This is a genomic window from Pseudofrankia inefficax, from assembly GCF_000166135.1.
GTDB lineage: Bacteria > Actinomycetota > Actinomycetes > Frankiales > Frankiaceae > Pseudofrankia > Pseudofrankia inefficax.
Genome location: NC_014666.1, coordinates 7,791,912 through 7,815,600, shown reverse-complemented (window position 1 = coordinate 7,815,600; position 23,689 = coordinate 7,791,912). Strand labels below are relative to the sequence as shown.

The following is a 23,689-nucleotide window of genomic DNA, read 5'->3' as shown; positions in this document are numbered from 1 at the left end:
CGGTGGGGATGCGGTGGGTGAACTTGGTGGACGGGGTGTGAGCGTGCACGGAGAGGGGTAGGGCATCGATCGATTGGCCTGGACCGGCGGTGGCGGGGAGCGATGATCCTTAGAGTGAGCGTCGAAGTGACAGGCCCGCATGCCATCGTGATCCGGCCAGAGGGCGACATCGACTACTCGTCCCTCGACCCGTTGCGCGAGGCTCTGATGGACGCCCGGATGGCGGGCGTCAGCGAGATCGTGGTCGACCTCGCCGAGGTGGGGTTCCTCGACTCGCAGGGGTTGGCCGTCATCCTCTACGCGCACCGTCGGCAGCGTTCCACCGGCGGGCGGCTGATCCTCCGCAACCTCAACGACATGGCCTGCCGCCTGCTGCACGTCACGAACCTCACGGCGGTTCTGGAGGTCGAGGGCGGCGTGCGTGAACCGCCGGCCGTGGCCGCGGTCACCGGCCCGCGTCCCGCGAGCCGCCGCAACTGACCGGTGGCCCGGCACGGGCTAAAGCCTGACGGTGGCGCGGTACTGCGTGTCGACCGCGTAGCGGCTGAATCCAAGCCCCTCGTACATCCGTACCGCCCGGACGTTGTCCTCGTCGGTGTAGAGCATGATCGCGGCCAGGCCCCGGTCGTCCCGCAGGTGGCGCAGCCCCGCCAGGGTGAGAGCCCGGCCCAGGCCGCCGCCGGCCCGCGCCGGATCGACGCCTATGACATAGACCTCCCCGATCGGCCCCGCCGCGGCCCCGGCCGGTGGCGCGGGATCCACCGGGTGCACCTTCGTCCAGTGGAAGCCGACCAGGTCGTCGCCCCGTTCGGCCAGGAAGAAGCCGGCCGCGTCGAACCAGGGTTCCGCCTCGCGGGGCAGCAGGTCCTGCTCGGTCCAGCGGCCCTGCTCCGGGTGGCTCGCGAAGGCCAGGGCGTTCAGCGCGAGCCAGCGGCCCTCGTCCTTCCCCGGTTCGAACGTCCGCACCGTCACGCCGGCCGGCCAGACCGGCTCGGCCAGGTCGGCCCCGTCGAGGCCGGCCAGTGGGCGGCGCAGCTGCAGCAGCACGCGGCCACGGGAGAACCCGGCCCGGTCCGCCAGCGCCGCGGCCGCGGCCGAGTCGCCGTGCGCCCAGATGTCCAGCGTGGCCGGCCGGGCTGGTACCGCCGGCGCGGCCTGGCGCACGGCGTCGAGCAGTGTCGCGACCAGCCGCGTTCCGACGCCGTGGCGCCGGTGGGCCGGGTGGACGACCAGCTCAGCCTCCCAGGCGCCGTCGCCGGCCCGGGCCAGCTGGGCGTACCCGGTGACGGCACCCGCTTCGTCGGCGGCGACCAGATGAGACCGGCCGGGCGAGGCGCCGGCACCCGGGCGCAGCGTCAGCGCCACGTCGTCCGAGACTGGCCCGACACCGTCGGCGGCCCGCGCCGCGGCGACCAGCGTGCCGATGCCGGCGGCTTGTCCCGCGGACAGAGTGTCCGACCAGCTCAGCAAGCTCACCAGCCGACGGTAAGCCAGGTCCGCTCGTGCCGCACGAACCGGGGACGAAGCGGACCGGCGGCCGGATTCGCCGGCGGACGCCGAAGCGGCGCCGGCCTGCTGGCCGGCGCCGCGTCGAACTTGCCGCATGTCAGGGAGCGCGAACCCGTCGGCCCAGGGGAAGGGGACCGCCGGCCCGGGGAGAGCCGCGAGCTGGCCTCGGGAGGTGGGTCCGCCGCCCGGAGGTCAGACGCGCTCGGGAGTGCGGATCTCGTCGCGCTCGAGCCGGCCGGCGGCGTTCGTGTCCGGCAGCGGGGTGATCGGCGGGGCAACGAACTTGTAACCGACGTGCCGAACCGTACCGATCATCGACTCGTGCTCGGCGCCGAGCTTGGCGCGCAGCCGCCGGACGTGGACGTCCACGGTGCGGGTGCCGCCGTAGTAGTCGTAGCCCCAGACCTCCTGCAGCAGCTGGGCACGGGTGAACACCCGGCCCGGGTGCTGGGCGAGGTACTTGAGCAGCTCGAACTCCTTGAAGGTGAGCTCGAGCGGACGGCCACGCAGCTTGGCGGAGTAGGTGGTCTCGTCCACGGAGAGGTCGCCCGAACGGATGACGCCGGCCTCGGCGGTCCCGCCAGCGGCGGCTACCCGGCCGATCGCGAGGCGCAGCCGGGCTTCCACCTCCGCCGGGCCCGCCGTGTCGAGCACCACGTCGTCGACACCCCAGTCGGCGGAGACCGCGGCGAGGCCGCCCTCGGTGACCAGGGCGAGCAGCGGGGTGGTGAGGCCCGTCGTGCGCAGCAGGCGGCACAGGCCTCGGGCGATGACGAGCTCACGCCGTCCGTCCACGGCGATGACGTCGACCGGCGGGGCGTCGAGCAGCGCGCTGGCCTCCAGCGGTGCGACGCGCACGGTGTGGGTGAGCAGGCCGAGTGATGGGAAGGACTCGGCGGACGGACCGGGGGCGTTGGTGAGCAAAAGGACGACGCTCAAGACGGCTCCTCCAGGTGCGGCGGATGGTGGTGGGGCAGCGTCGACCCAAGTGGTGCCGAGCGGTCCGTTCTTGGCCTTGGTTGACACAAGTCGGACTGCGGCGTCTCACGACCGTCATGGGCATGAAACGCACATCGGTACGTGAGGAGGATAGCGGAGTGCTCGACTGCGCTCCCACCGTCTACCGGGTTCTCCCGACCGCCGACGCTGAGATTCTGGCCACTGCGTTGCTCGATTACGGCCCTTTGGTGGGGGCCGGACCACGGCCACCAGCGGCTGTGGTCGTCCCGGGATTCTCGGGAACCATCGCCCGGCGACCGGTGCGCTCCGTCGCCGAGGGCTTGCGCTGGCACGCGAGCGTGCTGCTGATCGAGACGCGGGGTCACGGTAGCTCCACCGGTCGTTGCACGTTCGGTGACCGCGAGGTGTTCGACGTTGATGCTGCCGTGGGCGAGGCGCGGCGACTCGGATATGACCGCGTGGTCACTGTCGGGTGGTCGATGGGCGGTGCGGCCGTAGTGAGACATGCCGCGCTGGCGCGTTCCGGAACAGCCGTTCACGGCCGTCTGCTGCGTCACACTCCGGACGCCGTCGTCGCTGTCAGCGCCACCAGTCGATGGTTCGTACGTGATACCGCGCCGATGCGCCGCATTCACTGGATGGCCGAGACGTCGACCGGACGACTGGTCGCCCGACTCGGATTCGGTGTGCGGATTCCGGCACCGCCGTGGTCGCTCGTGCCCGCCGAACAGCCGGCCGCGCCGGTCGACCTGATCGGGCAGATCGCGCCCGCTCCGACGCTGATCGTCCATGGTGAGCTGGATGGGTATTTCTCGCTGGAGCACCCGCGGGCACTCGCCGCCGCGGCCGGCCCGTCGGCCCGGCTGTGGCTCGTGCCCGGCTTCGGGCACGCGGAGGCCGGAGCGATCCCGGGGCTCGTCGACAGGATCGGGAGGTATCTCCCAGATCTCCTGGATGGGCACCGGGACGGCTCCGAGCTCGACGTGGATAACAGTTGGGAAACGCGAGTGAAACATACCGGCAATCGCCCCGGGACGGCGTGACCTTCCGGGGAGCGGGATGATCTGAGTCGACGAAGGGAGCCGGGGTGACGGAAGTGGCGGAGGTGACCGTCCGGTACTGGGCGGCCGCGCGGGACGCGGCCGGCGCCGCGGAGGAGCGGCTCCAGGCGGACACGCTGGCCGCGGTGATCGCCGTGGCGACCGAGCGGCATGGCCACCGGCTCGCCGAGGTGCTCGCCCGCTGCTCGTTCCTCGTCGACGAGCAGCCCGCCGGCAGGCGTGACCCGGCCACGATCCCGCTGCGCCCCGGCAGCGTCGTCGAGGCGCTGCCGCCCTTCGCCGGTGGCTGAAGCCCGCGCCCCTTCACCTGTGGCTGAAACCCGCGCCCCTTCACCTGTGGCTGAAACCCGCGCCAGTGCCGCCAGGGCCATATCACGGCCGATCGGATGAACATGCCTGGTCGGCCGGGCAGCGGCGGGGTGTCGTGCAAGCATGAGGGTGTGCGCGCCCGCGAGCCACGGACCTGCGCCCCCGCCGGATCGGCGGGTCCCGCGGCGTTCCGTGACCCCCCCTCCTCGGACCCTTCCTCCTCGAACCCATCCGCGCCAGCCGGGCCGTCGCCGCGGCGGGCCACGCCTGCCGCCGGGCGGTGGATGACCGTCGCGCTGCTCTGCGCTGCCCTGGCCGCCGCCCTGCCGGCCGCCGCCGCCATGGCCGGCACTCCGGAGCTGGCGGCCGTGCTGCTCGTCGAGCAGCTGGCCTTCGGCTGGGCCTGGGTCGCCGTGCTGCGGGCGTCCCGGCCGACGGTGCTGCTGCTTGCCGCCGCCGCGCTGACCGCCGACGGCGCCGTGCTCGGCGCGACCAGGCACGACCTCGGCAGCATCGCCGGTGTCATCGGCGCCGGACTCGCCGTGGTGATCGTCTACCAGCTCTTCCGCCGGCGCCGCGTCGGCGTCCCGCCCGCGCCGGCCAGCGCGGGCGACGGGTCCGCGGCGGCCGCGCCCGCCAGCGCGCGGGTGACGGCGGAGCTCGCGGCCGCGCTCGGCGGCGGCACCCTGGTCGCCTTCCTCGCCGGGCTGCTCGCGCTGCGGGCGCAGCCCGGCGCGCCGGCACCGGGAGACCTGCTCGTCGCCGTCGGGCTGGCCGGGATCGGCGGCGCGGTCCTGGTGGCCTGGCTCGCCGGGCTCCTCGGCGCCGGCTCGCTGCTGGCGGGCGGGCTGGGGCTCGCCGCCGGCACTGGCCTGGGCGCCGGCTACGGCGGGCTCGTCGACGAGCTGTCGGCCGGCTCAGGTGCGCTGCTGGCCGCCGCCGGCGCCCTCGCCGCCGCGGTGATGGGGGTGCTGATCGCGCGCGCGGGACCCGCGCTCGCCGCCTCGGCGGCCGGCGGGACGGTGCCGGCCGCGTCCGGACCGCAGCCGAAGCCGTCCCCCGACGGAACGCCGGCCCGGCCGGCGCGACGCGTCCGCGAGCGCGGGGAGGCGGGCCTGGGATCGCCCGCGGTGCTGGTCGCGGCGGGCGGGGCGCGGGTTCCACCGTTCCCGGCGAGATCCGTCGCCGCTGTCCTGTTGGCCGCTGTAGCGCCCCTGACGGTCGCGGCACCTCTCGTCTACCTGGTTGGGCGGCATTTGCCAGGATGATCCGGTGGGCAGTAGAGCGATTCGCATAACGCTGGTTGTTGTCGTGGTGCTGCTGGTTCTGGGATTCGTGGCGGACCGCCTCGCGGTTCACGTGGTCTCGGACCAGATCGCCACGCAGACGCAACGCAGCCAGAACCTGCCGACGAAGCCGTCCGTCTCGATCGGCGGCGCGCTGTTCCTGCCGCAGGTCGTGAAGGGCGACTACCGGGACGTCAACGTCGACGTCCGCGGCCTCACCGAGAACGGCCTGCGCGTCGACCGGGTGCGCTCGCACCTCGACGGCGTCCACGTCCCGCTCTCCAGCATCATCGGCGGTGACGTCACCAGGATCCCGGTCGACAGCCTCGACGCGGACGTCGAGCTCACCTACACCGACATCAACGCCTACCTGGCTACCCAGAACCAGCCCGGCGCGCTCGTCACGAACATCCAGATCGGCGCGGCCGGGTCGGCGGTCAAGATCACCTCGACCATCAACTGGGGCGGGCAGAGCTACCCGTTCGACGGCACCGCCGACATCGGGGTGAAGCCGGCAGCCTTCACCTACACCCCGCGGGAGCTCAGCCAGGGCATCGCGGGCCTGCTGCCGCCCCAGCTGCATGACGAGGTGGTGAAGCTGCTGACCGTGACGGTCCCGGTGGAGGGCCTGCCGTTCAACCTGAAACTGACGGCCGCGACGGTCCTGCCCGACCGGATGCGGTTCAGCGCCGCCGGTACGAACGTCATCATCGACACGACGGCGATCACTCCGACCCCGGCCCCGACCGGCTGACTCCGGGCCGTCCGGCGCGGGCGGCTCCCGGCACCGGCCCGCGGCCGCGAGGCCGGTGGCCCCGGCCGTTCGGTGGGGACGAGACTGGCGGGATGAGTCGATCGCTAGTCATCAAGGTGACCGCGGGTACGGACGCGCCGGAGCGTTGCTCGCAGGCCTTCACGGTCGCCTCGGTCGCCGTCAGCAGCGGAGTGGCCGTCTCGCTGTGGCTGACCGGGGAGTCGGCCTGGTTCGCGCTGCCGGGCCGGGCCGCGGAGTTCTCCCTGCCGGAGGCGGCACCCCTGCCCGACCTCCTTGACGCGGTCCTGGCCGGCGGAACGGTGACCCTGTGCACCCAGTGCGCCGCCCGCCGCTCGATCGGCCCCGGGGACGTCATCGACGGCGTCCGGATCGCCGGCGCCGCCACCTTCGTGGCCGAGGTCATGACCGACGGTGCCCGGGCTCTCGTCTACTGAGGCACTACCCGGGAAAAACGGTCAGAGCATCCCCAGTCCGGCGCGGTCGCGGGTACGGACCACTGTAGGCACACCATGGAGTGATTCCGTGACTTTGCGTGGATGCGGTTAGATGATCATATGATGTTCGAGGCGCAAGCTCTGTACGCCGTCGTCCAGTACGACGGGGCCGGACGCCAGGACGTCCGTCAGGTCGTCGCCCCGTTTCCCGACCGTGGCGCCGCCGCGACCTTCGCCGTCGACAACGAGATGCGGCACTTCACCGTCCGGCCCATGGTGCTGGCCGCTCCACCGGCCCCGCCGGTCATCCCAGCCCCGCGACGCCCGACCTGAGCCGAACTGACGGAAGGCGGACCGGCTGAACCGAGGCGGCGGACGGCATGATCGCCGTTTCGGCCCTCTGATGGTCGTACGCGAGCCTGTTTCGTAACCACCAGAGGGCCATATCGCCGATCAGAACGGGCAGATCTTGCGGGACCTGACACCGCTGCGCCGCGTCTGGTGGATCTTCAGCTGCTAGCTGTGGATCAGTCTCGACGGTGATCGCGGCGATGCTGTCCGTCATACCTGGTGGCCGTCAGAGGCGCGGGTGAACGATCGCGCGGTAAGACTCGACGGCACTTGGCCCCGCGATGGCGGTATCCGCTCGGCTCGGCTTGTGCCGACACCGGAGCGTCTCCACGAAAAGGCGTCCTGGACGCGACGAAGGCGGTGGAGGAGAGATCCTCCACCGCCTTCGACGTCAACTCAGGCGTCCATTCCGCCACGGACCGTCGGTCCGCGGCCGGGACACCGGGCGGTCGCGACCGCCCGGGATCCTGAGTATCGAGACGCCCGCCTAAGCCGAGACCTCGACGCGGGCCTCGACCGGCTCGCCCTGGCGGGCGAACACCTTCTGCTCGCCGGACGCGCCGGGCACGAGCGCACGGACGGTCCAGGTGCCCGGACGGGCGAAGAAACGGAACTGGCCCGTCGCCGACAGGGGCACCTCGGCGGTGAAGTCACCACCCTCGTCGAGCAGCCGAGCGTAGCCGGACGAGACCGGCTCGCCGCCCTTGACGACGATTCCCTGAATTACGGTTTCCTTGGCCACGTCAATCCCTTCAGTGGACGGCCCGCCAGCGACTGCACCGCACATGCTGCTCAGGCGCCCTTCTCGACCGGGACGCCGACCAGCGCGCCGTACTCGGTCCACGAACCGTCGTAGTTCTTGACGTTCGGCAGGCCGAGCAGCTCGTGCAGCGCGAACCAGGTGTGCGCCGAGCGCTCGCCGATCCGGCAGTACGCGATGATCTCCTTCGAGAGGTCGACCTCGGCCTCGCCGTACAGCGCGGTCAGCTCGTCGTTGCTCTTGAAGGTGCCGTCCTCGTTGGCGGTCTTCGCCCACGGGATGTTCTTCGCGGTCGGGATGTGCCCGGCCTTCTGCGACTGCTCCTGCGGCAGGTGGGCCGGGGCGAGCAGCTTGCCGGAGAACTCGTCTGGCGACCGGACGTCGACGAGGGCCTTCTCGCCGATCGCGGCGATGACCTCGTCGCGGAAGGCGCGGATGTCCGTGCGCGCCTCCTTGGCCTTGTACGTGGTGGCCGGGCGAGGGGTGACCTCCCGGGTCAGCTCGCGGCTGTCGAGCTCCCACTTCTTGCGGCCACCGTTGAGCAGCCGGACGTCCGCGTGGCCGTACAGGCTGAAGTACCAGTAGGCGTAGGCGGCGAACCAGTTGTTGTTGCCGCCGTAAAGAACGACCGTGTCATCGTTCGAGATGCCCTTGCCGGACAGGAGGGCCTCGAAGGCCTCCTTGCTCACGAAGTCACGGATGATCGGGTCCTGCAGCTCGGACTTCCAGTCCAGCCGGACGGCCCCCGGAATGTGGCCCTTGTCGTAGGCGGACACGTCCTCGTCGACCTCGACGATCACGACCGACGGATCGGTCAGGTGCGCCTCGGCCCAACTCGCGTCGACCAGCGCCTGCTCGCGGCTCATGCGCGGGCTCCTCTCGCGGTGGTGATGGTTCGAATGAAAAGGTAAAGCTGACAACCGAGACAAAACTCGAACGCGGCGTTCAGGAATGCCGCGACGAACGCGAACGCCGCCGCCACGTATCCCAGCACGGGGATACCGGCGAGGAAGGCGATGACACCGACGGCGGCGAACACGGCGCCGACGGCCTGTGCGAACTGAGGCGGGACAGGGTCCTCGGTGGTGGCCGGAGGGCCGAGCCGCGGCCGGATCAGGTACCGGAAGAGCAGCCCATAGGGAGCGCGGCGCACCCCACCCACGGCTCCGACGAGAAAGATGACCAGCTGCGCCAGCAGCACCCAGGGGCTGCCGGTGAGGAGGGCGACGGCTAGCACGACCGTGGTGATGGCCGCGGCGAACCGCAGACCTCGGGGGTCAACCATGTGGATCTTCTTCCTGACTGCGAGGCGGAGGCGGCGAGGCCGTGGGTCCTTGGCGGGCCGGCGGAATCCGCCAGATCTACCTTCGCGGTGGCGAGTGCCCGGCCATCCGGCCGTGAGCATGCCTGGGCTTAGCGCCCGATCAGGAAAGTCGACACAAGCAGCTGCCCACGCGGCATAGATCCACCGCGCGGCGCTTGATCAAATGTGTCGTGAACATAACGGTGCCACGTTAGCAGCCGGCGTCACGTAGGTGTTAACGGTTCGCTGCTGAACCGGATGATTTTTCCAGACGGCGTCCGGCGGCGTTCGCCGGGGGTCTCGTCGGCCGGTCAGCGGAGGTCTTCGTCCAGCGGCACGGCCGGGCCGAGCGCGGCGATCACGGCCGCCCGGCTGGGCGGAGCACCGCTCGCCCTGCTGATCTCGCGGGCGTCGGCGTCCAGCACCAGCACGGTCGGCGTCCGGCGGATACCCAGCCTGCGGACGAGGTCCAGGTGCTCCTCCGCGTCGACCTCGATGTGCGCCACGCCGGGCACGATCCGCGCCACGTCCGCGAGGACGACCCGCGTGGTCCGGCACGGCGCGCAGAAGGCGGTCGAGAACTGCAGGAGCGTCGCCTGCTCGCCGCCCGGCTGCCCCAGCGCGGACAGCTCCGCGGCGAGGGATCCCGCGGCAGGTGCCTCTGATGCGGCGGGCGCGGGCGGCGCGACGGGCGCGGGCGCTGCGCCGCCGCGACGGCCGGGCCGGAACCGGCCGTCGCGGCGGCGCAGCGTCAGCCCCAGTGCGGTGGCGGCCACGATCGCGGCCAGCAGAACCCATAGCCCGGTCACAGCACGCACAAGCGTCGCTGGCGCCGCGGGATATTCCCAGTGGCCTCGCCGTCGTAAGGTCGGGGAGTCCGCACACAACGCCGTCCTGTGGCGGGGAGCATGCAGTACGTCTTCACCGGGTTGCTGGCCCTGGCCGCGCTGCTGATCGCCTGGGGCTGCGCCAGCGTGGCCTACGCGCTCTACCAGGGCCGACACGGGTCCCTGGCGGCCGAGGTGCGATCATCGGTGCCCGACGCGGCCGGACCAGACCGGCCGCCCGCGCGTCGCCCGGGCTCGGGCACCAGCTCCCCGGCGGCGCCGTGACACGAGGAGGACCAGGTGGCGAGCACGACCGGCCCGGCGGCGGGGTCGAGCCCCGACCTGAGCGCACAGCACGCTGACGTCGAGAACCCTGACGTCGAGAACCCTGACGTCGAGAACCCTGGCCTCCCCGACCTGCACCCGAGCCTTGCCCCGCTGGCCTTCCTGGTCGGCACCTGGCGCGGTGAGGGCGTCGGCGGGTACGAGGGGCTCGCTGACTTCCGCTACGAGCAGGAGATCACCTTCGTCACCACCGGCCGGCCGGCGCTCGGCTACGCGTCGACCACCTGGTGGGCCGACGAGCCGCGGGACGGCCGCGTGCCCGGTAGCCCGCTGGCCACCGAGACCGGCTTCTGGCGGCTGCAGGACGACCCGGACAGCCCCGGGCGCCGGCTCGTCGAGGTCATGCTCGCCCACCCGTTCGGCATCTCCGAGATCTACGTCGGTTCGCTGGACGGCACGAAGATCGAGCTGGAGCACAACGTCGTCATCCGGACGGCCACCGCCCGCGACGTGACCCGCTCCGTCCGGCTCTACGGGATCGTCGAAGGCGGCGACCTCGCCTACGCGATCGACATGGAGGCCGGCGGCAAGCCCCTGCAGCCGCACCTCTCGGCCCGCCTTCGCAAGGTCGGCTGACCGGCGCGGCCCCGCGCACTCCTTCACCGCGAGGTCGCAAGCCGAAGTCGAGGCCACCGCGGGGTCTACTCCTGGGCGCGGGCGGCGCGGGCCTCGGCGGCGACCTTCGCCCGCCAGGCCTTCTCCCGAGCGACAGCCTGAGCGAAGCCGAGCGCGATCGCGGGGTCGAAGTTCTCGTCGGCGTACGTGCCCGCGCAGCCGAGCAGCCGGTCGATCTCGTCGGCGTTGACGGCGGTCAGCGGGACCTGGCCGGTGAGGAAGATGTCGCCGATCCGGTCGATCGAGAAGTGCACCCCGTACGTCTTGGCGTTGCGGCTGAGCAGGAAGGCGTACGTCCCGGCCGCGTTCTCCGCCGGCTTGCGCATGAAGAACGCCTCGACCAGCAGGGTGTGGTCCTGGACGACGAGCCAGGTCATCGTCCGCAGCTTGTGCTCGCCCTCCAGGGTGACGAGGAAGGTCCCGAGCGCCGGGTGCTCGTAGGAGAGCTCGAGCTCGTCGAGCGCCCGGTGGATGACCGCGTCGAGGCGGTCACGCTCGGCCTCGCTGATCCGCCCCGTCACGCCAGCCCGGGCGTCGGGCACGGCAGCGCCTGCTTCGGTCGTCGTCGTGGTCATGAACGACAAGCCTCCTACCTCGCCCCGGCTGTCTGTGACCGTAGGCCTGTGCGCCGCGATCGGCAACGAGCCCCTACCCCGGTGCCCGCCGGCTTAGACCGCGCTGCCTTAGACCGCGCTGCCTTAGACCGCGACCGCGGCGGGGGAGAGCGCCGCCCCGTAGGCCCGCAGCACGCCGTGCGCGGTCGCCGTCCACCCGAAGCCGGACGCGTGCGCCCGCGCACCGGTCGCCAGCCGGCGCCGCCAGCCCGGTTCCGCGAGCAGCCTCGCCAGCACCGCGGCGTAGGCCGCGGGGTCGCGGTCGGCGACCAGCAGGCCCGACTTCCCATCCGCGACGGCGGTGCACAGCCCGCCGACGGCCGCGGCGACCACGGGGGTCCCACAGGCCTGCGCCTCGATCGCGACCAGGCCGAAGCTCTCGCTGTGGCTCGGCACGATGACGGCGGTCGCCGCCCGGAACCAGTCGGCCAGCTCGGCCCGTGGCACCGGCGGCCGGAACAGCACGACGTCCGAGATGCCCAGGTCGGCGGCCAGCTTGACCATGGCGTCCGGGCGGTCCAGGCCGTTGCCGCTCGGCCCGCCGACCACGGCGACGGTCAGCGACTCGCGCAGGGAGGGGTCGCGTCGCAGCAGCTCGGCGGCCGCGTACAGCAGCAGGTCGGGCGCCTTCAGCGGCTGGATGCGCCCGACGAACAGCAGCAGGTGCCCGTCGGCGGGGACGCCGATCCGCCGCCGCGCCGCCGCCTGCTCACCCGGGCGGAACATCTCCAGGTCGACGCCTGGAGCCACGACGTCGACCGTGTGTGGGTCGGCGCCGTACAGGTCGACGAGGTGACGGGCCTCCTCGACGGTCGAGGCGACCAGCCGGGTCGAGCCGGCCACCACCTCCTGCTCGCCACGGACCCGTTCGGCCGGCTCGGGACGGTCCCCGATCGCCAGCGACCGGTTCTTCACCTTGGCCAGCGTGTGCGCGGTGTGGACCAGCGGCGCGCCCCAGCGGCGCGCGGCGGCCAGACCCACCTGGCCGGACAGCCAGTAGTGCGAATGCACCAGGTCGAACCAGCCCGGCTCGCGCTCGGCCTCGGCCCGCAGCACGTCCGCGGTGAAGGCACAGATCCACGCTGGCAGCTCCGCGCGCTGCATCTCCTCGAACGGGCCGGCCGGCACGTGCCGGACGGTCACCCCGGGGTACAGCTCGGCGGTCGGCGGCAGGCTGCTGCTCGTCGCCCGGGTGAACACCTCCACCTCGGTGCCCTGCTCGGCGAGCTGACGGGACAGCTCCACGACGTACACGTTGAGGCCGCCGGCGTCCCCGGTGCCCGGCTGTTCCAGCGGCGAGGTGTGCATCGACAGCATCGCCACCCGACGGGGGACGGGACGCCGGCCCGGTGGGCCGACGCCGGTCCTGCTCGGGTCGGCCCGGCTCACGGTGCCGCTTTCCGCCCTGATCGAGGAAGCCGGGGACGTCGCGCCCCCGCCCGCTACCAGCCGCACCGACCACCTCCGTGTTCCTGTGGGCAGACCGGTCCGTGTCCACCGCTGGCAACCTGGCCCGTGTCCCTGTTGGGCAAACCCGGCCCGGGTCGCTGCTGGGCGAACCCGGCCCGGGTCGCCGCTGGCAAACCTGGCCCGACCGCCGGCCGGATTTGTTACTCGAACGTTGCAACATCGCTGCTCGGCCGGGCTATGCCCGCCACTGTGTCGACCGGGGCCGCGCAACGGGGATAGGCCGACTGTTCACCTTAGAGTCGTCCTGTCCGTTTGCTGGCGTATTGGGCCGGGGCGATCCTCCTCACGTCCCGCTCCCGCGCGGGTATCCCCGCCCCCGGCCGTGGTCATCCGGGGCCGGAACCCCACGCGAAGGCCGGGCGGCCTGGCCGGGTTCGCGAACCGGGCTGGCATGGTGAGAGGGTGACTGCGGTCTCGGGGCGGCGCGCGCCGCGGCTGGCGGCGGGCCGGGCCCGCGCGCTCGGCCTGCCGACCCGTGGCACGACCGCGCCCAACCGGCTGCGACGCATCGATCGCTGGCTGGTCGGCACCCAGGCCGCCCGGCTGCGGGCGACCCCCGACCCACTCGTCGTGGACCTGGGCTACGGCTCGTCGCCGGTGACCACCGTCGAGCTCTACGAGCGGCTGCGGACCGTCCGGCCGGACGTGCGGGTGCTGGGCCTGGAGCTCGACCCGGAGCGGGTCGCCGCGGCGCAGCCGGCCGCCCGGCCGCCCGGCCTCGTCTTCGCCCGCGGTGGCTTCGAGCTGGCCGGCCGCCGCCCGACGGTGATCCGCGCCCTGAACGTCCTGCGGCAGTACCCCGAGCCCGAGGTGGCCGCCGCCTGGCGGACGATGCGGCAGCGGCTCGCCCCCGGCGGCCTGCTGATCGAGGGCACGTGTGACGAGATCGGCCGCCGCGCCTGCTGGTTCACCCTGCCGGCCCTCGACGCCCGCCGCCCAGCGGCCGATGGTGACGCGGGCGGCCCGGCCGAGGGGTGGGCAGGCGGAATGACGCTGACCCTGTCCACCCACCTGCCGAGCCTAGGCTGCCCGTCGGACCTGGCCGAACGGCTTCCCAAGGCGCTGATAGCCCGCAACGTCCCAGGCGAGCCGATCCACGCGTTCCTGGCGGCCTGTGACGAGGCCTGGGACCACGCCGCCAGCTACGCCCCGTTCGGGCCCCGGATGCGCTGGTCCATCGCCGTCGCGAACCTCAGGGCCGACGGCTGGCCCGTCCAGCGCACGCCCCGCCGCTGGCGGCTCGGGGAGGTCACGCTCGCCTGGCCGCTGGAGCGGGCCGTGACAGCGTCAGGTGGGATTGGCGGGCCGTAGGCGCGCGTGAGCGGATTCGAACGCGCGCAGGGCGCGGTCGTCGAAGAGCACGAAACGCGCCTCGGTCAGCGAGGACGCCGTCTCGTGGACGGTGGTGACCGCGATGCGGGCCGCGTCGGCGAGCGGCCAGCCGTACGCGCCCGCGCTGACGGCCGGGAACGCCACCGTCCTGGCCTCCAGCTCGTCCGCGACGCGCAGTGCCTCGACGTAGCAGGAGCGCAGCAGGGCCGACCTGTCCTCGTCGCGCCGGTAGACCGGCCCGACCACGTGGATCACGTGTCTCGCCGGTAGCAGCCCGGCGGCCGTCGCGACGGCGCCCCCCGTGGGCAGGCCCCCCGGATACGCGGTGTCCCGCAGCCGCCGGCAGGCTTCGAGGATCGCCGGGCCACCGGCCCGGTGGATGGCCCCGTCCACCCCGCCGCCGCCCAGCAGCGACGAGTTGGCCGCGTTGACGACGGCGTCGACCTGCTGCGTGGTGATATCCGCGCGGACCAGCGTGATCGTGGTCGGCATCCGTGGCGTCCCCTCACCCTGGTCGGGTGGCATCCATTCCCGTCAGGTGGGCACGCTAGTACCGCGCCGCGCCCACGGCATTGCCCTTTCCGCCGAACAAGCCGCGGGCGCGCGCAGTGATTTTCGGCCGGGTCAGCCCCTGGGGTGGTAGGCAGGGGCGATCTTGTCGAGGACGGTGAGGTCGTCCGCGCGGGGCAGCCAGGCGCCCGCGCCGACGTTCGCGCGGACCTGGGCCGCGCTGGTCGCACCGGCGATCACCGAGGTGACACCGGGCTGCGCGGCCAGGCCACCGATCGCGACGTCCAGCAGTGACCGGTCCCGCTCCCGGGCGAACGTCTCCAGCGCCTCGACCGCGTCGAAGACGTCGTCGGTCAGCTCGTCCTGGCGGCCGGCCAGCCGGGTACCGGGCGCCGGCGGCTCGTCCCGGGTGTACTTGCCGGTCAGGATGCCGTTCGCCAGCGGGAAGTACGGCAGAATGCCGATCCCGTACCGGAGCGCCGCCGGGACCAGTTCGGCCTCGATCGAGCGCTCCAGCAGGTTGTAGTGGTTCTGCGCCGAGATGAACCGGGTGCGGTTCGCCGCTCGGGCCGTCCACTCGGCGTCCGCGACCTGCCAGCCGTCGAGGTTGCAGGAGCCGACGTAGCGGACCTTGCCTTCCTTCACCAGCTCGTCGAGCGCTTCGAGCGTCTCCTCGATCGGGGTGACGCCGTCGAGCTTGTGGAGCTGGTAGAGGTCGATGTAGTCGGTCTGCAGCCGGGACAGCGATCCTTCGACCGCCTTGCGGATGTAGCGGCGCGAGGCGCGGGCGCCGTAGTCGGCGCCGTAGACGCCGCCCATGTCGTTGCCGAACTTGGTGGCGAGCACGATCTCGTCCCGGCGGGACCGCAGCACGTGCCCGAGCAGCGTCTCCGAGCCGCCCTTGTTGCCGTACGTGTCGGCGGTGTCGAAGAAGTTGATCCCGGACTCGATCGCGGCGTCGACCACGGCCCGGGTGCCGTTGAGGTCGACCCTCGACCCGAAGTTGTTGCAGCCGAGGCCGACGACGGAGACGAGCAGGCCCGAGTTGCCGAGGGGACGGTAGCGCATATCCGCCATACAACACCCGGACCACGGACCCGGGAACGCGGGTCCGTGGTCCGGGTCGTTTGTCCGCTCCCGACGGGCGGACTATCGGCCGCGGCGGCCTATCGGCGCCTGGCTGACGGCCGCCTTGCCGACGGCGTCGGCGGCCCGGCGCGCCGAGGTGCTGGCCGCCTTGGTCCGGCTGACCGCGGTCTTCGTCCGGGTGAAGGCCTCCTCGGTCGCGGGGTTGCGGCGGATCTCGGTGACCCGCTTCGCGCCCCGGTGCGCCCAGGAGTTGTAGAGCTCGGTGGCCCGGCCCTGCAGGCCGGACAGCTGCGCGCCGACGGTCTCCGGCAGGCCGCGGACCGTGGTGCTGACCTGGGTCGGCACCTTCACGGCCTCGACGGTCAGCTCGCCGACCCGGTCCGACAGCCGCCGCACCTCGGTGCCGGCGGTGGCGGGCAGCGTCCGCAGCTTCTCCACCGCGAGGTCGGCCGCGCCGACGTAGGCGAACAGCGGCTTGGTCATCTCGGTCATCGGCGCCCGCCGCTGGGACGGCGTGGTCCGCGCGGACGTGCCCGCGGGCTGCGCGGCGGACGACGCCGTCGCGGTGCGCGTGGCGCCGGCCCGGGTCGCGGTGGACCGGGTCGCGGTGGTTCGGGCCGCGGAGCCGTTCGAGGTGGCGCGCGGAGTGCGGGGAGCGCGCGTCGTGGTCGTCTTGTCGGTCGCCGTGGTGCTGGCGCGCCGGGTCCTCGGCGTGGCGGGTCGGTCGGTAGCCATCTGGCCTCCTCCGCGGCTGGGGCCGGCGGCCCCGCCGCGTGCGTGTCTGTCGGTGGTCGTCCTGGGCGCGGTGCACCGCCTTCAGGGTCAGTTGGGACACACCGTGATGTGTTGGGTCGCGGTCAGAGTTCGCCGTCCGCGTCGGTAGTGCGCGGACGTCAACCGCGGCCCGCTGGTGCCAGGGCTCGGACGTCTAGGGTTCGGACGTCGACGCCTGGTTCGGTTGCGCCGCCGCTTCGGCCGGGACCCCGGCGGGCGCGTCCGGGGACGCCCCTGCGTCGGGCTTCGCCGAAGCCGGCTTGGCGGTCGTGGCCGTGGCCCGGCGTGGCGTCGCCCGCCGGGTCGTGGCGGCCCGCCGCGGCGCTTTGCCCGCGGTCTCGCCCGGCTCGGCGGAGGCCGCCGCGCGTGACCGGCGGGCCGCGGGCCGCGGCGTCCCTGCTGGCTCGGCGCTGGCGGAGCCGTCGCCGGCGCGAGCCTTGGTGGTGCCGCTCCTGGGGGTGCCGCTCCTGGTCGTGCCGGTCTCGGCCGGGGCCGTGGAGGCACGGCGACGGGGCACCGGTGGGACCGCCTCGGCCGGCTCCGCCTTCGCCGGCGACGGCTCGGCAGCCGGCCGCGGTGCCTCGGCACTTGTCTCGTCGGCCGCGGTCATCGCGCTCGCGGCCAGATCCGCCGCCGCCGCGTTCTCCCGGCGGAACGCGTCATAGATATCGAGGATGACCTGCTTCTGACGAGCGGTGAGTACCTCGTCGGCGAGCACGGCCGCGTGGACGTCCTCGCCGCCCTCCCGCTCCTCAAGGATCCCGGCCTGCACGTAGAGGACCTCGGCCGAGATACGCAGCGCCTTCGCGATCTGCTGCAGGATCTCGGCCGACGGCTTGCGCAGGCCGCGCTCGATCTGGCTCAGGTACGGGTTGCTCACGCCGGCCTGCTGGGCGAGCTGGCGCAGCGAGATGTGCGCGGCACGGCGCTGGTCCCGGATGTAGTCGCCGAGCTCTCGGACATGCAGGGCCGCCACGGGGCTCATACCTCCCTTCGTCCACGCTCCGCCTCGCCACCTGCACCTTCGGCGACTCTGACGTCGCTCGCGCCAGAGTCAGCTGGTGACGTGAGGTGACGATGTCACACCGGCTGGACTAGGGCGACGCTACGTCAAGGTGCTAACTCTGGCAAGCGCGCAGTTAGCACAAGGGGCCCGTGTCGGTACCTGCCCGCGATGGGCCCGCGTCCCTGCTCAGGGACCGCGGGCACACCGCCGGCGGCTACCGCTCGGCCTGGGCGAGCCAGGCGCGTTGGGTCGCGAGGTCCGCCTCGACCTTGGCGATGTCCTTGGTCCGGCCGGATGCCTTGGCCTTCTCCAGCTTCTCCTCCAGCCGGCTGACCGACTGACGGAGCTTGGCGACGAACGGCGAGGTCTCCGTGTCGTTGCGGGAGAAGCGGGCGTCGTTGGCCTCGCGGATCCGGTCGCTGATCGTGCTCAGCTGACGCTCCAGCTGGCCGACCGCCTCGCGGGGCACCCGCCCGATCGCGTCCCAGCGCTCCTGGATGTCGCGCAGCTTGCGCAGCGACCGCTCGGCCTCGGCCGGGTCGAGCTCGGCCGCCTCGGCCAGCAGCGCCTCCTTGGCGGTCTGGTTGGCCCGCGCCTCCGCGTCGCGCTCGGCGTTCACCGCGTTGCGCCGGCTGAAGAACGTGTCCTGCGCGGCGCGGAACCGGGCCCACAGCTCGTCGTCGACGTCCTTGGCCGCCCGGCCGGCGGTCTTCCAGTCGGCCATCAGTGCGCGGAAGCGGGTGCTGGTGGCGCCCCAGTCGGTCGAGTCGGCGAGCGACTCGGCCTCGGCGATCAGCGCCTCCTTGCGCTCCTTCGACTTGGCCCGCTGGGTGTCGAGCGCCGCGAAGTGCGCGGTACGCCGGCGGGCGAACTCCTCCCGCGCGGCGGCGATCCGGCGCCACAGGCCGGAGTCGGTCCGCTTGTCGACGCCGGTGATGGCGCGGAACTCCTCGCCGATCACCCGGAACCGCTCGCTGACCGCCTTCCAGTCGGAGCTCTTCGCCAGCCGTTCGGCCTCGGCGACCAGCTCCTCCTTGGCGGCGACCGCCTGCGCGGCCTTGGCCGCGCGTTCGGCCTGCACCTGCGTCTTGCGGCTCTCGGTCACGCCCAGCAGCGCGTTCAGCCGGCCGCGCAGCGCGTCCAGGTCGCCGACGACGGCCGCGCCCGGCAGCCCGTCCAGCAGCCGCTGCGCGCTCGTGGCGATGCCGACCGGGTCGACCCCGGCGATCGTCACGCGCTTCTCGAGCAGCTCCACCTCGGCGGAAAGGTCGTCGTAGCGGCGCACGAAGTGCGCAAGGCCCTCATCTGGGCTGCCGGCCCGCCACGAGCCGACAGCGCGCTCGCCCTCGGACGTCCGTACATAGACGGTGCCGTCGTCGGCGACTCGTCCCCACTCGGAGCCGGTCCCGTCACTCATCGCAATCCCAAGATCGACATCAGGTTGCCTGCCATTCTTGCAGGCATCGGGCCCCAGTGGGATCCCTGACGCAGATCCGGTGACAACCGGGTTGCCGTCACCGGACAGTTTGGTTGAGTTCACTTCCTCGTCAGCCATGCTTCTAGGCAGGTGGCGCGTCGCAGGGCCAAGATGCGTAACCATGGCAAGAGGGGCGGGGACGGGCAACGGTATCGCCGGCTGGCGGGCCGGAGCGTTGCTGTTCCCCGCGCTGCTCGGGCTGGGAGTGTTCGTGCTCAGCCCGGCGGTGGTCTCCGCGTTCGCGGCCGGGACCGACAAGAGACTGACCGGCCCGAGCTTCCACTGGGTGGGCACCGCGAACCTGCGCGAGGCGTTCCACGATCCTGACCTCGGCAAGACGGTCGTCAACACGCTCGAATACTGCGGGTTGACGGTGATCCCGGCGGTCATCGTCGGCCTGGCGCTGGCCCTGGCCACCCAGAAGGTCGCCCGGGGCCGTGGTGCGCTGCGGCTCGCCCTGTTCCTGCCGGTCAGCGCGAATCTGATCGCGATCGCACTGATCTTCGCCTACATGTTCGACCCGAGCCCGCAGGGTCTGGCGAACACGGCCGTCGGCTGGTTCGGCGTCCACCCGCAGAACTGGCTGGGCGACACGTCGACCGCGCTGCCGGTGGTGGCGCTCGTCGGCGGCTGGCGCCTGACCAGCTTCGTGTTCGTCGTGTACCTGGCCGGGCTGACGGCCATCCCCGCCTCGGTGTACGAGGCGGCCGACGTCGACGGCATCCGGGGGTTCGCCCGGCTGCGGCACATCACTCTGCCGCTGCTGGCACCCACCACGATCTTCCTCGGCGTCTTCACGACGATCCTGACGCTGCAGACCTTCGAGACGGTGGCGGTCCTGACGAAGGGCGGGCCGTTCCGGTCAAGCTCGACGATCGTCTACTACATCTTCGAGGTCGGCTTCACCGGCTCGTTCCGGATCGGCTACGCCTCCGCGATCGCGCTGCTGCTGATTCTGGCCATCGTGCTGATCGGCGTGCTGGGGTCGGTCCTCGGCCGGCGGGCCAGAGCGCGCGCCGCCCGGGCGGAGAGCGAGGGCGCGGACCTGGCCGTCGACGGGGCGGCCGGGGCCGCGTTGGTGAGCCTCGGCGCCGGTCCCGGTAGGGCCGCTTTGTCTGGCGGCACTGGGGAGTTCGGCGGCACGGGGGAGTTCGGATGAGTCACCCAGCAGCCCGGCCGGCGGCGACCGGCGGCGGTGGCCGAGTCGCGGGGATCGCCGGCCGGTCGGTGATTCTCGCGTTGGGGGTCTTCTTCGCACTGCTGCCGTTCGTCTGGATGGTGCGCACCGCCTTCGGTCCCTCCCAGTCGGCCTTCCAGCTGACGTCGAACCCGATTCCCCAGTCGGTCAGCTTCGACGCGTTCCAGCGCGCCTGGGCCGACGGCCACCTCGGCCGGGCGCTGCTGACCGGGATCGGGGTCAGCCTGGGGATCCTGGTGCTGCAGCTGGTGACGGCCATTCCCGCGGCCTATGTGTTCGCCTGGCTGCCGTTCCGGGGCCGGTCCGTGGTGTTCGCCGTCGTGCTCGCCACGCTGCTGGTACCGAGCCAGGTGACGGCTATCCCGAACTACGTGACGATCTCGGCCCTGGGCCTGTCGAACACGAGGGTCGGGCTGGTTCTGCCGTTTATGACCAGCGCGGCGGCAATCTTCCTGTTGCGCCAGTACATGTCGACAATTCCGGTCTCGGTCCTGGAAGCCGCTCGGATGGACGGCCTCGGCGTGCTGCGGACGCTGTGGACCATCGTGGTGCCGCTTTCCATGCCGGCGATCGCCACCGTCTCGGTGTTCAGCTTCCTGCTGTCGTTCAACGAGTACCTGTGGCCGCTACTGGAGGCCCGCTCGCCCGACATCGCCACGCCGCCGCTGGCCCTGGCCACCATGTTCGCCTCGCCCAAGTACGGCCTCCCGGACTTCGCCGAGCTCGCCGCCGGCGCACTGGTGATCAGCCTGCCCACCCTCGTCGTCTTCTTCATCGCCCAGCGCCGCCTCACGTCGGGCCTCACCGGCACCGGCGTGGGCGGCTGAGGCACAGCGCGCCCGATGACCCCGCAGCGCCAGCCGGCCCGCCGCACCCGACCAGCCACGACCCGTCGCGCCCCCTGGGCCATGGAAGGAACAGCCGTGATCCGCATCGACTCCTCTGGTGGGCGCGGCCCGCGCCTGCGCGGCCGGGTGGTGGGCGCGCGCGTGACGCTGCCGGCCGTGACGCTGCCGGCACTGTGCGCCGCGGTCGCCCTGTCCCTCACGGCCGCGGCCTGCGGCGGTGGCGGCAGCTCCGGCGTTCCCGACCTGCGGCCGACGGCCCGCGCCGCGAGTGCCGGTGTGAACGGCGTCAACGGCGCGACGGCGTCACCCGAATGCGCCAGCAAGGTCAAGACGCTCAGCTTCTACGGCGTCGCGCAGCTGTCCGACGTCGCCAAGTCCGCGAAGGCGTACATGGAGAAGGCCCACCCGGGCCTGACCGTCCAGCTCAACTCCACGGCCGGCAACTACGTCCAGCTCGTCCAGCAGATCTCGGCCGACAAGGCCGCCGGCAAGCAGACCGACGTCGCGGTCGCGGGCTTCGACCTGCTGCCGGTGTTCGCCAAGCAGCTCGGCGCCCAGGAGCTGTCCCCGAGCCTGCTGCGCTCCACCTACGACCAGCGGTTCCTCAAGCTGGGCCAGGTGGACGGCAAGCAGATCGGCATTCCGGACCAGGTCTCGATGCCGGTGCTCGCCTACAACGCCGACGTCCTCGCGAAGGCCGGCGTCGACCCGAAGACGCTGGCGACGACCGACGGGGTGCTCGCCGCGGCCGCCAAGATCAAGGCAGCCGACCCGAGCATCCAGCCGATCGACCTGCCGACCGGCCAGCAGTTCGGCCAGTGGTACCTCAGCACGCTCGCCAGCTCCAAGGGCACGTTGGTCCAGAACGCGAACGGCACCCCGAACCTGAACAACCCGAACGTGATCGCGGCCGCCCAGTTCCTCGCGAAGGTCGGCTCCTACGGCCCGCAGTCCGACGACCCGACCCAGAACGGCCTGCTGCGGTTCGGCATCCAGAAGCAGACCGCGATGGTCGGGGCGACCATCGCCTCGATCGGCGCCGGCATCAAGTACATCCAGAGCCAGGGCGCCAAGGGCTTCAAGTTCGGCGTCATGCCCTTCCCGACGCTGCCCGGCGGCAAGCAGGCCCCGATCGCCGGCGGCAACGCGCTGACCGTGCTCGCGACCGACAAGTGCCAGAAGGAGATGGCCACCGAGATGGTCGTCGCCATGCTGTCCCCGGACGTCGTCGCGGCCAGCGTCGAGGCGGTCAGCTACCTTCCCGTCGACACCGCCGCAGCCACCCAGCTGGCCGGCTTCTACCAGCAGTTCCCCGAGCTGGTGCAGTTCAAGGACCTGGGCGGCTCCCTGGTGGCGGCGCCGGCCTGGCCGGGTGCGCGCGGTGGCGAGGTGCCGCAGGCGCTCACCGACCAGGTGATCCACGTGATGAAGGGCACCGACCCGGCGACGGCCATGCGGGACGCCCAGGCGACGGCCACGCAGCTCACCGCGTCATGACGGGCACGGACGTGGCCGCGCGGCCCGACGATCTGGCCACGCCCGGCGGCACCGCCGGGGTGCCGATCGAGATGGTGGGGCTGGGCCGGGACTTCGGCTCGGTCCAGGCCCTCGCCGACGTGAACATGTCGGTGCGGCCCGGTGAGATCGTCGCGCTGCTCGGCCCGTCCGGCTCGGGAAAGTCGACCCTGCTGCGGATCTGTGCCGGCCTGGAGTCGGCCTCCTCCGGCCGGCTGCTGTTCGCCGGTGTCGACCAGGCCGGCATCGCTCCGCACCAGCGGGACGTCTCGCTGGTCTTCCAGCACTACGCGCTCTACCCGCACCTGTCGGCGCTGGACAACCTGACGCTGGCGCTGCGCTACGGCCGCAGGCAGCCCAAGAAGGCGGCCGTGGCGCGGGCCAGGGAGACGCTGGACATGCTCGGCATCGGCGCGCTGGCCGACCGGCGCCCGGCCCAGATGTCCGGCGGCCAGCGCCAGCGGGTCGCGATCGGGCGGGCGCTGGCCCGGCAGTCCCGGGTCGTGCTGCTGGACGAGCCGATGTCGGGCCTGGACGCCAAGCTGCGGGTCGAGCTGCGGGTCGAGATCGTCGCCCTGCTGCGCCGGCTCGGCTCCACCGCCCTGTTCGTCACCCACGACCAGGCCGAGGCGATGGCCGTCGGCGACCGGGTCGCGGTCCTCAACGCCGGGCGCCTCGAACAGCTCGGCACCCCCGACGAGGTCTACGACCGTCCGGCGACCCGGTTCGTGGCCACCTTCGTCGGCAGCCCGCCCATGAACGTCCTGGACGGGACCCTGTCCGGCGGCGTCCTGTCCGGCCCCGGCTTCGCCGTAGCGGCGCCGGCCGGGGCGACCTCCGTCGGCGTCCGTCCGGAGGGGCTCATCGTCTCCTCAAGGGCGTCGGCGTCCGCGGTGCCCGCCGGTGACACTGACCTCGGGTCTGGCCCGGGCCTCGGGTCTGGCTCGGGCCTCGGTGGCGGCGCGGCACTGGGTGGCGACGGCACTGCACCGGCCGATGGCATCCTTCGGCTGGACGGCACGGTTGTGGTCTCCGAACGTCTGGGCGCCGAACGCGTCATCTATGTCCAGACGCCTTCGGGCCCGGTGGCCGTCCGCGTCCCCACGGATAGCCCGGCCCAGCCGGGCAGGTCGGTCATCCTGACGGCCTCAGCCGCCACCTGCGCGTTCTTCGGCCCGGATGGGGTCCTGCTCCCGGCTCAACACTGAGATCACCGCTACGGCCGGTCCCAACAGGGTGGCCAGGTGAAGATCTACTCGGTCGTGATCTGAGCTCGTCCGGCTCGGCCGACCAAGTCCCCTGCGCAGCTGGTGATCAAGAA

Annotated in this window: 28 protein-coding genes; 14 read left to right on the top strand and 14 right to left on the bottom strand. The window is 72.5% G+C overall.

Annotated features, from left to right (window positions below; genetic code table 11):
* The first annotated feature begins 102 nt into the window (after positions 1–102).
* Complete coding sequence (locus FRAEUI1C_RS31620; protein ID WP_013427454.1) at positions 103–480, top strand: STAS domain-containing protein; 378 nt, start codon at positions 103–105, stop codon at positions 478–480.
* A gap of 18 nt (positions 481–498) precedes the next feature.
* Here FRAEUI1C_RS31620 and mshD read toward each other — a convergent pair whose 3' ends face one another.
* Positions 499–1,476 (bottom strand): mycothiol synthase, encoded by a 978-nt coding sequence (gene mshD / locus FRAEUI1C_RS31615; protein WP_013427453.1) that lies wholly within the window; start codon positions 1,474–1,476, stop codon positions 499–501.
* 225 nt (positions 1,477–1,701) lie between these two features.
* A complete protein-coding gene (locus tag FRAEUI1C_RS31610; protein ID WP_013427452.1) occupies positions 1,702–2,448 on the bottom strand; it encodes a winged helix-turn-helix transcriptional regulator in 747 nt (248 codons plus the stop codon).
* A gap of 122 nt (positions 2,449–2,570) precedes the next feature.
* Here FRAEUI1C_RS31610 and FRAEUI1C_RS31605 point away from each other — a divergent pair, with 122 nt between their 5' ends.
* The 6 genes from FRAEUI1C_RS31605 to FRAEUI1C_RS31580 all read left to right on the top strand — a co-directional run bounded on the left by FRAEUI1C_RS31605 (position 2,571) and on the right by FRAEUI1C_RS31580 (position 6,667).
* Positions 2,571–3,512, top strand: a complete 942-nt coding sequence (locus tag FRAEUI1C_RS31605; RefSeq protein WP_157735106.1) for an alpha/beta hydrolase — start codon at positions 2,571–2,573, stop codon at positions 3,510–3,512.
* A 44-nt stretch (positions 3,513–3,556) separates the two neighbouring features.
* On the top strand, positions 3,557–3,820 hold the full coding sequence (locus FRAEUI1C_RS31600; protein ID WP_013427450.1) for a MoaD/ThiS family protein: 264 nt from the start codon (positions 3,557–3,559) through the stop codon (positions 3,818–3,820).
* A 303-nt stretch (positions 3,821–4,123) separates the two neighbouring features.
* Positions 4,124–5,107, top strand: coding sequence for a hypothetical protein (locus FRAEUI1C_RS31595; RefSeq protein ID WP_013427449.1), 984 nt, complete (start codon positions 4,124–4,126; stop codon positions 5,105–5,107).
* Between the two features lie 4 nt (positions 5,108–5,111).
* Complete coding sequence (locus FRAEUI1C_RS31590; protein ID WP_013427448.1) at positions 5,112–5,879, top strand: LmeA family phospholipid-binding protein; 768 nt, start codon at positions 5,112–5,114, stop codon at positions 5,877–5,879.
* A gap of 92 nt (positions 5,880–5,971) precedes the next feature.
* Positions 5,972–6,334: a DsrE family protein gene (locus FRAEUI1C_RS31585; RefSeq protein ID WP_013427447.1), complete on the top strand. Its 363-nt coding sequence runs from the start codon at positions 5,972–5,974 to the stop codon at positions 6,332–6,334.
* Between the two features lie 120 nt (positions 6,335–6,454).
* Entirely contained in the window at positions 6,455–6,667 is a 213-nt protein-coding gene (locus tag FRAEUI1C_RS31580; RefSeq protein WP_013427446.1) for a hypothetical protein, read from the top strand.
* A gap of 505 nt (positions 6,668–7,172) precedes the next feature.
* Here FRAEUI1C_RS31580 and FRAEUI1C_RS31575 read toward each other — a convergent pair.
* The 5 genes from FRAEUI1C_RS31575 to FRAEUI1C_RS31560 form a co-directional block, all read right to left on the bottom strand.
* On the bottom strand, positions 7,173–7,472 hold the full coding sequence (locus FRAEUI1C_RS31575; RefSeq protein ID WP_041259775.1) for a DUF1416 domain-containing protein: 300 nt from the start codon (positions 7,470–7,472) through the stop codon (positions 7,173–7,175).
* A gap of 5 nt (positions 7,473–7,477) precedes the next feature.
* On the bottom strand, positions 7,478–8,311 hold the full coding sequence (locus tag FRAEUI1C_RS31570; RefSeq protein WP_013427444.1) for a sulfurtransferase: 834 nt from the start codon (positions 8,309–8,311) through the stop codon (positions 7,478–7,480).
* Entirely contained in the window at positions 8,308–8,730 is a 423-nt protein-coding gene (locus FRAEUI1C_RS31565) for a DUF4395 domain-containing protein (protein WP_013427443.1), read from the bottom strand. The genes FRAEUI1C_RS31570 and FRAEUI1C_RS31565 overlap by 4 nt, the downstream gene beginning before the upstream one ends.
* A 139-nt stretch (positions 8,731–8,869) precedes the next feature.
* Positions 8,870–8,947 (bottom strand): Ms5788A family Cys-rich leader peptide, encoded by a 78-nt coding sequence (locus tag FRAEUI1C_RS42030; RefSeq protein WP_368411246.1) that lies wholly within the window; start codon positions 8,945–8,947, stop codon positions 8,870–8,872.
* Positions 8,948–9,059: 112 nt separating this feature from the next.
* On the bottom strand, positions 9,060–9,557 hold the full coding sequence (locus FRAEUI1C_RS31560; protein WP_013427442.1) for a thioredoxin family protein: 498 nt from the start codon (positions 9,555–9,557) through the stop codon (positions 9,060–9,062).
* An 87-nt stretch (positions 9,558–9,644) separates the two neighbouring features.
* Between FRAEUI1C_RS31560 and FRAEUI1C_RS31555 the strand changes: the two genes are divergently transcribed.
* Entirely contained in the window at positions 9,645–9,860 is a 216-nt protein-coding gene (locus FRAEUI1C_RS31555; protein ID WP_157735105.1) for a hypothetical protein, read from the top strand.
* Between the two features lie 15 nt (positions 9,861–9,875).
* Positions 9,876–10,496: a nitrobindin family protein gene (locus tag FRAEUI1C_RS31550; RefSeq protein ID WP_013427440.1), complete on the top strand. Its 621-nt coding sequence runs from the start codon at positions 9,876–9,878 to the stop codon at positions 10,494–10,496.
* Positions 10,497–10,561: 65 nt separating this feature from the next.
* Here the strand turns inward: FRAEUI1C_RS31550 and FRAEUI1C_RS31545 are convergent, their stop codons facing one another.
* Both FRAEUI1C_RS31545 and mshA read right to left on the bottom strand, forming a co-directional pair.
* Positions 10,562–11,110: a type III secretion system chaperone family protein gene (locus FRAEUI1C_RS31545; RefSeq protein WP_013427439.1), complete on the bottom strand. Its 549-nt coding sequence runs from the start codon at positions 11,108–11,110 to the stop codon at positions 10,562–10,564.
* A 123-nt stretch (positions 11,111–11,233) separates the two neighbouring features.
* Positions 11,234–12,604, bottom strand: coding sequence for a D-inositol-3-phosphate glycosyltransferase (mshA, locus tag FRAEUI1C_RS31540; protein WP_013427438.1), 1,371 nt, complete (start codon positions 12,602–12,604; stop codon positions 11,234–11,236).
* 417 nt (positions 12,605–13,021) lie between these two features.
* On the opposite strand from mshA, the gene FRAEUI1C_RS31535 reads away from it, so the two are divergent.
* Entirely contained in the window at positions 13,022–13,930 is a 909-nt protein-coding gene (locus FRAEUI1C_RS31535; RefSeq protein WP_013427437.1) for a hypothetical protein, read from the top strand.
* Here the strand turns inward: FRAEUI1C_RS31535 and FRAEUI1C_RS31530 are convergent.
* The 5 genes from FRAEUI1C_RS31530 to FRAEUI1C_RS31510 all read right to left on the bottom strand — a co-directional run bounded on the left by FRAEUI1C_RS31530 (position 13,907) and on the right by FRAEUI1C_RS31510 (position 18,747).
* Entirely contained in the window at positions 13,907–14,443 is a 537-nt protein-coding gene (locus FRAEUI1C_RS31530; RefSeq protein ID WP_013427436.1) for an O-acetyl-ADP-ribose deacetylase, read from the bottom strand. The two genes, FRAEUI1C_RS31535 and FRAEUI1C_RS31530, sit on opposite strands and share 24 nt — an antisense overlap.
* Before the next feature lie 132 nt (positions 14,444–14,575).
* The gene (locus FRAEUI1C_RS31525) at positions 14,576–15,529 is read right to left on the bottom strand and encodes an aldo/keto reductase (RefSeq protein WP_157735104.1); all 954 of its coding nucleotides are present in this window, start codon (positions 15,527–15,529) and stop codon (positions 14,576–14,578) included.
* An 81-nt stretch (positions 15,530–15,610) separates the two neighbouring features.
* Complete coding sequence (locus FRAEUI1C_RS41360) at positions 15,611–16,285, bottom strand: hypothetical protein (protein ID WP_013427434.1); 675 nt, start codon at positions 16,283–16,285, stop codon at positions 15,611–15,613.
* Between the two features lie 193 nt (positions 16,286–16,478).
* Positions 16,479–17,309: a helix-turn-helix domain-containing protein gene (locus FRAEUI1C_RS41725; RefSeq protein ID WP_049807039.1), complete on the bottom strand. Its 831-nt coding sequence runs from the start codon at positions 17,307–17,309 to the stop codon at positions 16,479–16,481.
* A gap of 235 nt (positions 17,310–17,544) precedes the next feature.
* Positions 17,545–18,747, bottom strand: coding sequence for a DUF349 domain-containing protein (locus FRAEUI1C_RS31510; protein ID WP_013427432.1), 1,203 nt, complete (start codon positions 18,745–18,747; stop codon positions 17,545–17,547).
* 181 nt (positions 18,748–18,928) lie between these two features.
* On the opposite strand from FRAEUI1C_RS31510, the gene FRAEUI1C_RS31505 reads away from it, so the two are divergent.
* The 4 genes from FRAEUI1C_RS31505 to FRAEUI1C_RS31490 all read left to right on the top strand — a co-directional run bounded on the left by FRAEUI1C_RS31505 (position 18,929) and on the right by FRAEUI1C_RS31490 (position 23,576).
* Positions 18,929–19,966 carry a carbohydrate ABC transporter permease gene (locus tag FRAEUI1C_RS31505; RefSeq protein WP_013427431.1) on the top strand — a complete coding sequence of 346 codons (1,038 nt, stop codon included), beginning with the start codon at positions 18,929–18,931 and terminating at the stop codon, positions 19,964–19,966.
* Entirely contained in the window at positions 19,963–20,832 is an 870-nt protein-coding gene (locus FRAEUI1C_RS31500) for a carbohydrate ABC transporter permease (RefSeq protein WP_013427430.1), read from the top strand. The genes FRAEUI1C_RS31505 and FRAEUI1C_RS31500 overlap by 4 nt, the downstream gene beginning before the upstream one ends.
* Before the next feature lie 168 nt (positions 20,833–21,000).
* Positions 21,001–22,350, top strand: coding sequence for an extracellular solute-binding protein (locus tag FRAEUI1C_RS31495; RefSeq protein ID WP_041261881.1), 1,350 nt, complete (start codon positions 21,001–21,003; stop codon positions 22,348–22,350).
* A complete protein-coding gene (locus FRAEUI1C_RS31490; RefSeq protein WP_013427428.1) occupies positions 22,347–23,576 on the top strand; it encodes an ABC transporter ATP-binding protein in 1,230 nt (409 codons plus the stop codon). Before FRAEUI1C_RS31495 ends, FRAEUI1C_RS31490 begins: the two co-directional genes overlap by 4 nt.
* The last annotated feature ends 113 nt before the right edge of the window (positions 23,577–23,689 follow it).

Bases quoted from the DNA above. Each gene is read 5' to 3' on its own strand.
- FRAEUI1C_RS31620 (WP_013427454.1), top strand. From the start codon at position 103: ATGATCCTTAGAGTGAGCGTCGAAGTGACAGGCCCGCATGCCATCGTG.
- FRAEUI1C_RS31605 (WP_157735106.1), top strand. From the start codon at position 2,571: ATGAAACGCACATCGGTACGTGAGGAGGATAGCGGAGTGCTCGACTGC.
- FRAEUI1C_RS31595 (WP_013427449.1), top strand. From the start codon at position 4,124: ATGACCGTCGCGCTGCTCTGCGCTGCCCTGGCCGCCGCCCTGCCGGCC.
- FRAEUI1C_RS31585 (WP_013427447.1), top strand. From the start codon at position 5,972: ATGAGTCGATCGCTAGTCATCAAGGTGACCGCGGGTACGGACGCGCCG.
- FRAEUI1C_RS31580 (WP_013427446.1), top strand. From the start codon at position 6,455: ATGATGTTCGAGGCGCAAGCTCTGTACGCCGTCGTCCAGTACGACGGG.
- FRAEUI1C_RS31575 (WP_041259775.1), bottom strand. From the start codon at position 7,472: ATGTGCGGTGCAGTCGCTGGCGGGCCGTCCACTGAAGGGATTGACGTG.
- FRAEUI1C_RS31570 (WP_013427444.1), bottom strand. From the start codon at position 8,311: ATGAGCCGCGAGCAGGCGCTGGTCGACGCGAGTTGGGCCGAGGCGCAC.
- FRAEUI1C_RS31565 (WP_013427443.1), bottom strand. From the start codon at position 8,730: ATGGTTGACCCCCGAGGTCTGCGGTTCGCCGCGGCCATCACCACGGTC.
- FRAEUI1C_RS42030 (WP_368411246.1), bottom strand. From the start codon at position 8,947: ATGTTCACGACACATTTGATCAAGCGCCGCGCGGTGGATCTATGCCGC.
- FRAEUI1C_RS31545 (WP_013427439.1), bottom strand. From the start codon at position 11,110: ATGACCACGACGACGACCGAAGCAGGCGCTGCCGTGCCCGACGCCCGG.
- FRAEUI1C_RS31530 (WP_013427436.1), bottom strand. From the start codon at position 14,443: ATGCCGACCACGATCACGCTGGTCCGCGCGGATATCACCACGCAGCAG.
- FRAEUI1C_RS31525 (WP_157735104.1), bottom strand. From the start codon at position 15,529: ATGCGCTACCGTCCCCTCGGCAACTCGGGCCTGCTCGTCTCCGTCGTC.
- FRAEUI1C_RS41360 (WP_013427434.1), bottom strand. From the start codon at position 16,285: ATGGCTACCGACCGACCCGCCACGCCGAGGACCCGGCGCGCCAGCACC.
- FRAEUI1C_RS41725 (WP_049807039.1), bottom strand. From the start codon at position 17,309: ATGAGCCCCGTGGCGGCCCTGCATGTCCGAGAGCTCGGCGACTACATC.
- FRAEUI1C_RS31510 (WP_013427432.1), bottom strand. From the start codon at position 18,747: ATGAGTGACGGGACCGGCTCCGAGTGGGGACGAGTCGCCGACGACGGC.
- FRAEUI1C_RS31505 (WP_013427431.1), top strand. From the start codon at position 18,929: ATGGCAAGAGGGGCGGGGACGGGCAACGGTATCGCCGGCTGGCGGGCC.
- FRAEUI1C_RS31500 (WP_013427430.1), top strand. From the start codon at position 19,963: ATGAGTCACCCAGCAGCCCGGCCGGCGGCGACCGGCGGCGGTGGCCGA.
- FRAEUI1C_RS31490 (WP_013427428.1), top strand. From the start codon at position 22,347: ATGACGGGCACGGACGTGGCCGCGCGGCCCGACGATCTGGCCACGCCC.